The sequence below is a fragment of the Pseudomonadota bacterium genome (genome assembly GCA_018817425.1).
Classification (GTDB): Bacteria; Desulfobacterota; Desulfobacteria; order Desulfobacterales; family RPRI01; genus RPRI01.
On record JAHITX010000117.1, the window covers coordinates 50,810 to 62,407 of the forward strand.

Sequence of the window (11,598 nt, forward strand, 5' to 3'; positions counted from 1 at the left end):
GCGCATCAAGGATCATGAGGATAAAAAAGGGATTCCCCGGATCGATTTAATCGGTCCGGGGATTTTTATTTTATTCTGCGATAGTAATATTTATATATAATATTAACAATGTCTTATATGGCATAGCTTGAAATCCTGCATTATGCGCATGGCGAATTTATACTTTACAAATTACCGTCATATTAAAAAGTATTATATTCGCCTTAACCTGATATTGATTTGTGAATAGAGTTATCATGAAAGGAGTAAAGTGGTGCAGCTAAATAATCTTAAATTATCGGGTTATAACAAAGTATTTATAATATGGTTAATCACTGTTTTAATATTTATTTCGGTCAAACAGTTATGTGCTGAAGAAACCGCAAGCCACGTTATGGATGAAATCGTTGTCACATCAACCAATAAAAGTAAAATGATTGATATACCGGCTAGTATTTCAGTTATAACGGCTGAGGAACTATCAGAGATGGGTGCGAAAAATATTGTCGAGGCAATCAGCAAGATTCCGGGAGTCGATAATGTCAGCGCAAAAGACTCCGCTATATCCATCCGGGGTACCAAGAGTTCTATGGCCGGGGGACCCGTTATCCTCATTGATGGCGTGCCCCAGAAGATTGGTGATTACCGGTATGATGAATTCAGCTTTATCCCTGTTTCACAGATCGAAAGAATCGAGGTTCTGCGCTCTGCCGGGATTGCCTATGGGCCTGGAGCTGCCAGGGGTGTGATTAATGTTATCACTAAAAAAGGCAAAACCGGCGTCTTTAACGGTGATGTGTCGGTTTCCTACGGATCATGGAATACTCATAATGAATATGCGGGATTTTCGGGAAGCGTAAATCGGTGGGACTATTTTGTTAATACCGCAAATTACAGTACTGACGGTTATGAAGAAGAGGAAGAAGATCGTATATCCGCCCTTGTAAAGGTGGGTTACAATCTATCGGATCAAACCCGTATCGGCATCCGGGGAAATTATATCACACATGATCAGATCACCGTTGACGGGTTTTCAAAATTCGAATGGCAGAAGGAAAATTATCGCCGGGACATTCATTTCCCCAGGAGCGAAACCGATCCGACCCTGATCTGGCACAACTCAAAGGATCAGGACATCGCAACTGCAGCTTTTGAGTTTTCCCACAAGGGCAACGGCTTGTTTATAGATTCCAACATATCCTGGACAGGTTATGAGGAAGATTACCGCAGATCCTATGCTTTGTATACTAGCCCCACCAGCGTCTATCATGACGACAAGGAACAGGATACCTATACGGCAACACTTTCGGGGGGGTATGATTTTAACATAGGGGCAATCAGTTACACACCCTCCATTGGCTTGAACTTTGAGGATATTGAGTTTTCTAATTTTCGAATCTACCCCTATGATCCGGCAAAAGATACGGACAGTTCCATCTTTGATTTTGAAGAACGGCAATATGGCGTGTTCTGGGATAATGACTTGGTTCTTAGTGAACACTGGGGACTCAAGATCGGTGGCCGCGTCGACCGGGTTGAAATTGATTTTAAGGACCGGGTTCCGAACAAGGTGGATGAGAGCAATACAATGTATAGCTGGCTGATAGCCCCGTCCTATCGTTTCAGCGAGAAGGCTACTGTCTATATTTCAGCGGGAAGGAATTACTGGTTTCCCACGCCCCGGTATTATGCCTGGGCCGCGGAAAGCGGCGGAGATCTTAACCGGCCTGAGGATCTGAAACCGGAAAAGTCACTGACTTATGAAATCGGCTACCGTAATATGCTACATAAAACAATAAACATCAATCTGACTACCTATTTCACAGAATATAATGATAAATTCTCCACTGTTTATAATCCCCCAGCCACAACTTCCTATGGGCAAAAGAATGTGGGGGAGGCCGAGGCAAGAGGCATTGAACTTGAGGTGGACGGACGGTTATGCCGCTACTTCGGCTATCGGCTTGCCGGAACGTATCAGAAGATTGAATGGAAATCAGGTCAGATGGTGGTATATGACCACCCGTCCAATGATAGGGTCTTTAGGGATCTGGACGGCTATCGGGTAGATCATGTTCCTGAATACAGCGGTTTGGTGGGGCTTGATTTTTATCCCTTTGAAGGGCTCAAGCTTGGTGTAGATGTAAATTATACAGGATCTCAATATGTAGATTATTTAAACCGAATCAAATATTCATCAAAGACCACTTGTGATGCCAATATTTCCTACAAAGTGAATAACTGGAAAATCTGGGTTCTTGGCAAAAACATCTTTGACCGAAAGATAGAATATGTTTCCAACACGACCGGAAGGCTTACCGGAGCAGATGGGGAGCCCAGAAACTATTATTATATACAGGATGGTGCTTATGTTGAAGCCGGAATCAGTGTGGGTTTTTAATGAGTATATACTTGAATTCTTATGAATTTAATTATGAAAATTAGGAAAAATATAATTATTCTGTCGGCAATACTGGTAATTGCTATTATATGTTCTGCTGATACGGCTAATGCCGCGCGGTATGCGATAGGCTTTTTTGTAGGTGATTCTGACGCATATACTTGCTTGCAGGCAGTTAAGATGATCAATCTTCCGGAAGTGGAGATCGGAATTTTTACTCAGGAGGACATTGATAAAAACCTGACCACAGACTTTATTAAGCGCATGGATATTGCCATAGTTGATATTATGCCTCGTCATCTTGGTAAATGGCTCATTTCCAAAAAAGCAGCAATCAATCCGGGCGTAAGGATCTATGCAGTTCGAATGTCCGGTCAGCTTAAGGATTATCTTGATGCAGGTTTTATCATGGATCAGGATGTCCGAAACTATTATAAGTTTACTTCTTCCGCCAATCTTAAAAACCTGATTCTTTTCTTATCCCAAAAGGATCTGAAATTGGCCACCCGGTTTGTCCCTGCGGTTATTCCGCCTGAAAACGGGCTCTATCATCCTGATGCTCCTGAGATATTTAAGTCCCTTGAAGATTATATTAAATGGTACCGTCAAAGCGGTCACTACCAGCCGGGCAAGTTGTGGGATCTGACTATAATATTTCCTACTTTTCCTGTTGATAATAAGCAGGCTCCTGTTAATGCCCTGATACGGGCATATGAAAAAAACGGCATTAATACTATAACGCTCATGCGGGCCATGAAAGATTGGGATTTGGCCGTTGACCGTCTTATTTCCGCCGAACCGCTAAAAACTCATCTTGGTTCCATTACCGGATTTACTTTCAAGTTCAGTTCCAGATTATCGGCACACACAATGGATGTGCTGAAAAAAGCCGATGTACCGGTATTTAGTCCTATTTATCTTTTCTTTTCAACCGGAGAAGAATGGATGGCATCCGAACAAGGCGTTACTCCCGCAGAAATATCACTTCAATTTGGCGTACCGGAGCTTTCCGGGTTGATAGAGCCGACCGTGATGGGAGTTAAAGAACGTGTGGCAACAGAATCCGGGAAAGTTAATGCCTACCATTACATACCGGTAACATCTCTGGTGGAAAAACAAGCCAGGCGCACGGCTTTGTGGCACAGGTTGAAACAAAAAGCAAATAAGGACAAGAAGGTAGTACTGATATACTATAACCATGGTGGCGGCAAGCAAAATATCGGGGCCAGCTATCTTAATGTATTTAATAGTATCCGGGAAATCATCAGTAATATGAAACAGGCCGGATATACTGTTGATGGCGATCTGTCGGAAGATAAAATTAAAGATCTTTTGATCAGATCGGGACGCAATATAGGTTCATGGGCACCGGATGAACTGGATAAAATGATACGGGAAGGTGAAGTGGAGTTTATTCCGTTTTTGCAGTATAAGAAATGGTTAAAAGATGTTGATAAAACATTTGCCGCAAATATTGAAAAAGATTGGGGCAGTCCCGATGATTCCGATATCATGACCCGCAACGGCAAATTTATAATTCCCTGTATCAAGCTGGGCAATTTGATTTTAGCCCCTCAGCCTTCCAGAGGATGGAGCGATGACCCTGAGAAACTTTTTCATAGCACTGTTTTATATCCGCATCATCAATATACGGCTTTTTATTTATGGCTTCAAAATAAAATTAAACCCGATGTCATGATAAACCTGGGTACCCATGGCACACATGAGTGGCTGCCAGGAAAACAGGCCGGGCTCTCAGCTTCATGTCCGCCTGAGGTTCTTATCGGTGATATTCCCAGTTTGTATCCATATATTGTTGATGATGTCGGGGAGGGTATCCAGGCCAAAAGACGGGGCCGGGGCGTGATTATCGATCATGCAACACCACCTTTTAAAAAAGGAGGTGACTATGGAGAATACTCCAAACTGGCAGCTTTGATCAGTGAATATGAATCATCTTCTTCCGAAAAGATTCGACAGGCCAGAATGGTTCGTATTTGGGATATGGCGGTAAAACTGGGTATCGATAAAGATCTGGATATCCGAAGTCTTGATGATGATGGCATGGAAATAATCGATCATTATATCCTTGAACTTAAAACTGAAATGATACCTTACGGTTTGCACACTTTCGGTCTTTCTCCAACAGGAGAAGGCCTTGAAGAAACTGCAAAGGCTATTGCTTTAAAAGGTGATCAGGCTGCGGATTTCTATAAATCTCTGCTTTTGGAATGCGGTCCTTCTGAAAGAAACAGCCTTATCAGGGGTTTGCGAGGCGGCTATATTCCACCGGCATCAGGAAATGATCCGATACGGAACCCGGAAAGTCTTCCCACCGGTAAAAACTTCTATAGTTTTGATCCGGATAAGGTTCCATCTAAAGAAGCCTGGGAGAACGGCAAAAAAGCGGCGGATCAATTGATTGACTCATACCGGAAAAAAAATAACGGAAAATATCCTGAGCAGATAGGAATAATACTCTGGTCCGTTGAAACTATAAGAGATGAGGGAATCAACGTAGCCACAGCCTTGCGGCTATTGGGTATGAAACCGGTCTGGGATCAATGTGATAAGGTAACGGGTGTTGAGCCGGTTTTGGGAAAGCAGTTGAAAAGGCCACGGATCGATGTATTGCTTCAAATGTCGGGTCTTTTCAGAGATACGTTTCCCACGGCAGGGCTTTTGCTCGATAATGCTGTTAAACAGGCGGCGACTCTTAGTGATGTGGAAAATTTTGTTAAAAACCATACGGTCCAAATACGTAAACAACTGATAGAAAAGGGGTACACGCTAAAAGAGGCTGAGAAACTGTCCACCGTGCGGCTTTTCAGCGCAGAACCTGGGGCTTACGGAACCAAGGTAGATAACATGACAGGCTCAAGCGGTATGTGGGATAATGATAGTGTAGTTGCCGAACAGGGTTTTATCAACATGGTTTCATACGGGTATTCATCGGATATCTGGGGTAAGCCGCTTAAGGATACATACAGACAAAACCTGAAAAAAGTGGATGCCACCGTTCACTCTATTTCTTCGAATCTTTATGGCTCAATGGATAATGATGATATGTTTCAATACTTAGGCGGACTTTCCATGGCTGTGCGAAAGGAATCGGGAAAAGATCCTGAGGTGTATGTATCCATGCAGAAAACCATGGGGCAGGGACATATAGAGCCGATTTCCGCAACCATCGGCCGGGAGTTGCGCAGCCGGTACCTGAATCCCAAATGGATTGAGGGGATGAAAAAGGAAAAATATGCAGGCGCCAGGGCAATGGCGGATTTTCTGGAAAATATGTGGGGCTGGCAGGTTACCACTCCCAAAGCTATTGACAAGACAAAATGGGAACAGACGTACGAGGTTTATGTAGAAGACAAATATGGTCAGGATATTAAGGAGTTCTTCAACCGTGAAAATCCCTGGGCCTATCAATCCATGACCGCCCGTATGCTTGAAGCAGCAAGAAAAGGTTATTGGAAAGCGGATGAAAAAATCAAAAAGAAACTGGCAGCAGAATATGCGGTAAATGTAGTCGAAAAGGGCGTGGCTTGCTGCGATCATACCTGCAATAATCCAATGCTTAACCAAATGGTAGTACAGATAATATCTTTGCCGGGGGTGCTGTCTCCTGAAATAGTGGAAAAATTCAAGCTGGCTGTGGAACAGGCCGCAGGCAAAGCACTGGATCAGCAGGTCAAAGACCGCACAATATTGATTGCCGAAATGCAAAATATATCACCGAAAGCATCTGCCGATTCGTCGTCGGATGTTGCCGTTAACAAGAAAGAGTCCGCAACTAAAACCGCTCATGGAGAAAAGCCTGTAACCGTTGAAGGGTATAAAATGGAGGATATGGATAAAGCAGATGATACAACGGATCTTACATCTTCCGGCATTCAATGGGCGGCATCATTGTTTATTCTTCTGATCATAGTGCTGTTTGTCTGGGGATCGGGAAGAAAACACAAATAAAGGAGCAGGGAAATGATTTATAAGAGTTTGATTCTGGGAGTATTGTTTGGCATCGGGATATTTGCGATAAAAGGAGGCATAGGTTTATCCTATTATATGTTTCAAAAGAATTCTGTACGCAATAAAGTGGGAATGAGTTTGCTGTATGCTCTCACATATCTTTTGCTTTTTACGGTATCGGCTGTAATTTTGGAAAAAATAGATTTAATCAGGCATTTTGCGGCCATTCAAAACTTTGTTCAATCAGGGATGCTTATCCATCTTATTATGGCCGGTATGCTTATCGTATGGGGTGTAGTGCTACTGAAAAAAAACAGCGTTTCTAATAACAGCAGCAAAGGATGGCTATTGCTGGCCCTTCCTTGTCCTGTTTGTGCCACAGTGATTTTTTTTTCTCTTGGTTTTCTTATAACCTTTTTCCCTGAGTTTCCGATGAGAGTTGTTCTTTTATTGTATCTTGCCTTTATCGTAATTAATTTAATTAGTGTGCTGGTTATGGTTTATTTAAAAAAACGAAGTGATTCACAGGCTGAAAGCTTTCTTGGCGGGGCTATGATTCTAATTGCAGCCTATTTTATTCTTTCGGTAACAATCATGCCGCAATTTGCGGATGTAGATAAAATTTACCGGTTAGCTATGTATCAATCAGATTCGGCAGTTGGTCAGACAGGTCAAATCTTTCTTTACTTAATATTTATTACAGTACTTTTTCTTGGAGGCTTTGCTGCAACTACAGTAAAAACCAAAAGAATAAATGGGAGAATATCATGATTAATCCGGGTGCTTTGGTAAAAACCTTTATATACCTTATATCTTCTTCCCTGCTATATCCTGTACTTATCTTGCTGATGTTACTGACAGTATATGTAATTATCTATGCAGGAACTTTTTTTGCGGAATGGATTGAGCGGCTACGACTAAAAAGGTGCTCCCCGCATGATTTTCCTGCTATTATAAAAACAGGTAATACTTCATCTTTTATTTCTCATCGTGTGAATCAATTTGTTAAAACATTAAACAAATTGAATGTAGAAGGAAATGATACGGAAATAGCAATAGAAAACTTTTTGCAGGATACAACATTGAATGTCTGGAAATCTATGGACAGGCTGAGAATAATGGTAAGAGTGGCTCCGGCGCTGGGATTGATAGGAACCCTTATTCCAATGGGGACAGGACTGGCGGCATTAGGGCAGGGAGATATGACGAAGCTTTCCGCTGATCTTGTTATTGCTTTTACAACAACGGTAGTAGGAATGGCTATTGGCACAGCAGCATTTTTCTTTTACACGGTAAAGCATAGATGGGTTGAAGAAGATATAAAGAATATGGAGCTTGCAACCGAGATACTTACGCAACAAACGGAGACAGTAAATTATGAAATACTTCAAAAAGCGCCGAGTTAATGTAGTTGGTAAGGGTTTGGGAACTCCTGCTTTTTCAGATGATGATCCCATGACAGGTGTTGCCAATCTGTTTGATATCGGGCTTGTATTCATAGTTGGTCTTATTATGGTTCTTTTCAGTATGTATCATCTTCAGGATTTATTCAGCGAAAAATCCGAGTTAACAATATTAAAAAAAAACACCGTAAATCAGGAGATGGAAATAATCACTAAAAAAGGCAAAACAATCAAAGCTATGAAAGTAAGTAAAGAAAAGGTGGAGGGCAAAGGGGAAAGGCTGGGTATTGCATACAAACTGGAAGACGGCTCTATGGTTTATGTGCCGGAGTAGAAAGTAAAGTCATAATAAAACAAAAGGAGAAAACCATGTATTTGTATTGGCGCATACAGCAGGATTTGAGTTGTCTCGGGGAGGTTATACGATTTATTGATCCTTCTTTTATCAGATGCCACAAAATTTGGCGAAAGCGCAATATGGCAGGATTGGCCCTTGCGGAAGATTATGAACCGAAAGAGTTTCTGTGGACATATTTAAATTGAAAATTCCTGTTGAAAATTTATCTTGACAAGAATCCTTATTAATTCTTATTAATAGGCAATAAATATAAATCCAGGTGCTTTAATAGCATAAGGCGGTATGTGTTAAATACCACCCTACATTATATATCGTAGGGCGGGGTTTTACAACCCGCCGGAACAGGGAACCCCGTGTAATTCGGGGGCGGGCCCGCCGCTGTAATCGGGGACAAAGGCTGTAAGATACCACTGTTACGAATAATCGTGATGGGAAGGTGCAGCCGGATGAATGATCCGAGAGTCAGAAGACCTGCCTGGATGTTTGCGTGTTTTTTACGGACAAGAGAGCACTGCAAGGATCATGAGGAAAAAAATGGGATTCCCCGGATTGATTAACATCGGTCCGGGGATTTTTTTTTTGTTTTTTTTGGGGTCATCCCCCAAAAGGTTACTACTATCAACTTTTTAACAGGAGAACTGCTTATGAAGAGAATTGTATTTAAAATAGCTTACATAGCGTTAAAAAATGTTAAAAATCATTTTATTATATTATCAGCGTTTATCTTTTTGATGTTTACTGACAACGCTTATGCAATGCATATATCCGAAGGAATATTACCTTTCAACTGGGCGGTTTTATGGTTTATTGTCGCTGCGCCATTTGTAGCTTATGGCTTATATAAGTTAAAAAAGCTTTCAAGTCTTGATCCTTCCTTCAAGCCTCTTGTCGGTCTTGTAGCAGCAGTTGTTTTTATCATCTCATGCATGCCCATGCCTGTTCCAACCGCCGGCACATGTTCACATCCATGCGGAACCGGAATCTCTGCAATATTACTTGGTCCTGGATTAAGTGTTCTTGTAGCTTCTGTTGCTCTGTTTATTCAGGCTCTTTTTCTTGCACATGGCGGATTAAGCACATTGGGTGCAAATATAGTATCTATGGGCATAATGGGATCTTTTGCCGGATATATTACCTTTAAAACCTTGCGCGGATTTAATACAAATCTTTTTGCGGCAGGGTTTGCAGCAGGATTAATAGCAGACTGGGCCACATATCTTTCCACTTCGGTTGAACTGGCCTCAGGCATAATGGGCGGCTCGCCTTTTATGCCGCTTTTCACAAAAATAATTATAGCTTTTGTTCCTACTCAGCTTCCTCTTGGAATACTTGAAGGAGCCATCACCGGCGGAATGGTCGTATTGCTGTACAAGAAAAGGCCAGATTTGCTCATAAAGATGAAAGTAATTAAACCGGTGGGAGGTGTAGCCAATGAAGCCTGAAAAAAGTAAAATTATGGTCAAAATGGTTATGATCTTTGTTTTATCTGTAATTGTAGTTTGTTGCTTTCAGCCGTTTGTTTATAGTTCGGAAAAGTGGCCGGGCGTTGATGAATCCGTAGTGGAGAAATACGCAAAAGAACATGGCCGGGAATCATGCGATCCTCTTATAAATACGGATCAGGGAGACCTGCTTTTATTTGTATTTCTTCTGGCAGGTACAATAGGCGGATTTATCGGCGGATATTACTGGAGGATGCTTATTGTTCCACCAGGTGACCGGAAGGAAAGCCCGAGTATTTAGGCGAAGATTTCAGTTAAATATTATATATAAACAAGATTTCACTGGAACCCTGGAACCCTTGAACCTTGAACCCATAAACACTTGAACCCTCGTAATGAAGGACTAATAAAAAGTACTTTAGATAAAAACCAATATGCATTTATTTGACGAATATTATAAAAATAGTAATCTTCTCACAAGAGTTGATGTTAGAATCAAACTTATATTAACGTTTTCACTGCTGATTATGGTTTTATGCAGCAATGGAATAACATTTCCTTTATTTGTAGCCGTGCTTTCCATAGTGCTTTGCAGGATTATTGATATACCTTCACGCGTTATGCTTATCAGATTTTCAGAGCCCCTTTTTATAGCCGCTATGCTTCTTTTTTTAAAATTCTTTTTTACAGGCCACGAACCTTTGTTTTGTGTAAGTATCGCAGGGATTGACATTATCGGGTACAAAGACGGCCTGATGGAAGGCATAAGGCTTTCAAGCCGCATTATAGGAGCTGTTTCGCTTATTGCACTTGCCGGATTTTCTTCTCCTTTTACAGATATCATTACAGGTCTTTCATGGTTTAAAATTCCTTCGCTGTTCTTAGAGCTATTGATGATTACCTACAGATATATTTTTGTTCTTTTTGAAGATGCAGGTGTTATATATAATGCACAAAAAAACAGACTCGGTTATTCCAGTATCCGATTAGGCTTAAGTTCTTTCGGAACGCTTTCGGGTGAACTTATAATAAGAGCTTTTGACCGCAGCCAGATAACGACCCAGGCAATGTTTCAAAGAGGATACACCGGGAATATGCCTGTTGGCCATAGTGCTTCTTTTAAAATAAATGAAGTTGCGATAGCATTAGTTATAATTGTTGCAGCCGGAGTGCTATGGAAAATAATGTAAGACTTTGCGTAAAAGACGTATCTTTAATATATCCTGATGGAACAAAAGCTCTTTTAGACATCAGCATTGAAATCAAAAAAGGAGAGTTTGCAGCAGTACTTGGTTCCAATGGATCAGGAAAAACAACGCTGCTTAAAATCATGGATGGGCTCCTGAAAGGCTCTGAAGGCACAGTACTTCTTGATGGTAAAAATATCAGAGAGCTTAGCCCTAAAATGATATATCAAAAGATAGGCCTTGTTTTTCAAAACCCGGATGATCAGCTTTTTGCTGCAACCCTGTTTGATGATATAGCGTTTGGCCCGATAAATATGGGGTTAAATGTTTCTGAAGTTAAGGATCGTGTTATTTGTGCATTAAAAGATGTTGAACTTGATGGTCTTGAGAAGAAATCCATTCATAACTTAAGTTATGGTCAGAAAAAAAGAGCATGTATAGCAGGGCTTCTTGCCATGGGCCATGAAATATTGCTGCTTGACGAACCGACGGCAGGCCTTGACCCGATGGGCGAATACAAGATGATGAGTCTTTTAAAAAAACTTAACCTGGAAAACGGCGTTACAATCGTAATGGCAACACACAGCGTGGATCTGGTACCGATATTTTTATCCAAACTTTATATATTAAGCTGTGGCCGGATTGTAAGAAGTGGCGTACCCGAAGAGGTGTTTACGGCTCCCATGGAAATGTCGGAAGTAAAGCTCAGATTGCCCATGATTGCTGAGCTTGTTTATAAATTAAAGAATGAAGACGGCTTGCAGTTTGAGCGTATTCCGCTGACAATCGGCGAAGCCAGAAGAGATATAATAAGAGCAATGGAAAGCAGATCGTAAAATCAACTAAGTAAGGATAG

The 11,598-nt window shown here is 41.4% G+C and carries 9 protein-coding genes, 1 pseudogene and 1 riboswitch; all 10 genes and pseudogenes read left to right on the top strand.

Features of this window, described 5'->3' with window-relative positions; all coding sequences use genetic code 11:
* The first annotated feature begins 373 nt into the window (after positions 1-373).
* Positions 374-2,380, top strand: coding sequence for a TonB-dependent receptor (locus KKC46_19770; GenBank protein MBU1056041.1), 2,007 nt, complete (start codon positions 374-376; stop codon positions 2,378-2,380).
* A gap of 33 nt (positions 2,381-2,413) precedes the next feature.
* A complete protein-coding gene (locus KKC46_19775; GenBank protein ID MBU1056042.1) occupies positions 2,414-6,352 on the top strand; it encodes a cobaltochelatase subunit CobN in 3,939 nt (1,312 codons plus the stop codon).
* A gap of 12 nt (positions 6,353-6,364) precedes the next feature.
* Positions 6,365-7,123 carry a DUF2162 domain-containing protein gene (locus KKC46_19780; protein MBU1056043.1) on the top strand — a complete coding sequence of 253 codons (759 nt, stop codon included), beginning with the start codon at positions 6,365-6,367 and terminating at the stop codon, positions 7,121-7,123.
* Positions 7,123-7,758 carry a MotA/TolQ/ExbB proton channel family protein gene (locus KKC46_19785; protein ID MBU1056044.1) on the top strand — a complete coding sequence of 212 codons (636 nt, stop codon included), beginning with the start codon at positions 7,123-7,125 and terminating at the stop codon, positions 7,756-7,758. The genes KKC46_19780 and KKC46_19785 overlap by 1 nt, the downstream gene beginning before the upstream one ends.
* The gene (locus KKC46_19790) at positions 7,730-8,089 is read left to right on the top strand and encodes a DUF2149 domain-containing protein (GenBank protein ID MBU1056045.1); all 360 of its coding nucleotides are present in this window, start codon (positions 7,730-7,732) and stop codon (positions 8,087-8,089) included. The genes KKC46_19785 and KKC46_19790 overlap by 29 nt, the downstream gene beginning before the upstream one ends.
* Before the next feature lie 35 nt (positions 8,090-8,124).
* Positions 8,125-8,298, top strand: coding sequence for a hypothetical protein (locus KKC46_19795; GenBank protein MBU1056046.1), 174 nt, complete (start codon positions 8,125-8,127; stop codon positions 8,296-8,298).
* Between the two features lie 114 nt (positions 8,299-8,412).
* Positions 8,413-8,607, top strand: a riboswitch (cobalamin riboswitch).
* A 237-nt stretch (positions 8,608-8,844) separates the two neighbouring features.
* Entirely contained in the window at positions 8,845-9,555 is a 711-nt protein-coding gene (locus KKC46_19800; protein MBU1056047.1) for an energy-coupling factor ABC transporter permease, read from the top strand.
* Between the two features lie 82 nt (positions 9,556-9,637).
* A pseudogene (locus KKC46_19805) lies at positions 9,638-9,856 on the top strand (cobalt transporter).
* A gap of 133 nt (positions 9,857-9,989) precedes the next feature.
* Positions 9,990-10,745, top strand: a complete 756-nt coding sequence (gene cbiQ, locus KKC46_19810; protein ID MBU1056048.1) for a cobalt ECF transporter T component CbiQ — start codon at positions 9,990-9,992, stop codon at positions 10,743-10,745.
* Complete coding sequence (locus KKC46_19815; protein MBU1056049.1) at positions 10,730-11,578, top strand: ATP-binding cassette domain-containing protein; 849 nt, start codon at positions 10,730-10,732, stop codon at positions 11,576-11,578. Before cbiQ ends, KKC46_19815 begins: the two co-directional genes overlap by 16 nt.
* Positions 11,579-11,598: the final 20 nt, after the last annotated feature.

Coding starts and splice junctions, on each gene's coding strand:
- KKC46_19775 (MBU1056042.1), top strand. CDS start 2,414: ATGAAAATTAGGAAAAATATAATTATTCTGTCGGCAATACTGGTAATT.
- KKC46_19770 (MBU1056041.1), top strand. CDS start 374: ATGGATGAAATCGTTGTCACATCAACCAATAAAAGTAAAATGATTGAT.
- KKC46_19800 (MBU1056047.1), top strand. CDS start 8,845: ATGTTTACTGACAACGCTTATGCAATGCATATATCCGAAGGAATATTA.
- KKC46_19815 (MBU1056049.1), top strand. CDS start 10,730: ATGGAAAATAATGTAAGACTTTGCGTAAAAGACGTATCTTTAATATAT.
- KKC46_19780 (MBU1056043.1), top strand. CDS start 6,365: ATGATTTATAAGAGTTTGATTCTGGGAGTATTGTTTGGCATCGGGATA.
- KKC46_19790 (MBU1056045.1), top strand. CDS start 7,730: ATGAAATACTTCAAAAAGCGCCGAGTTAATGTAGTTGGTAAGGGTTTG.
- cbiQ (MBU1056048.1), top strand. CDS start 9,990: ATGCATTTATTTGACGAATATTATAAAAATAGTAATCTTCTCACAAGA.
- KKC46_19795 (MBU1056046.1), top strand. CDS start 8,125: ATGTATTTGTATTGGCGCATACAGCAGGATTTGAGTTGTCTCGGGGAG.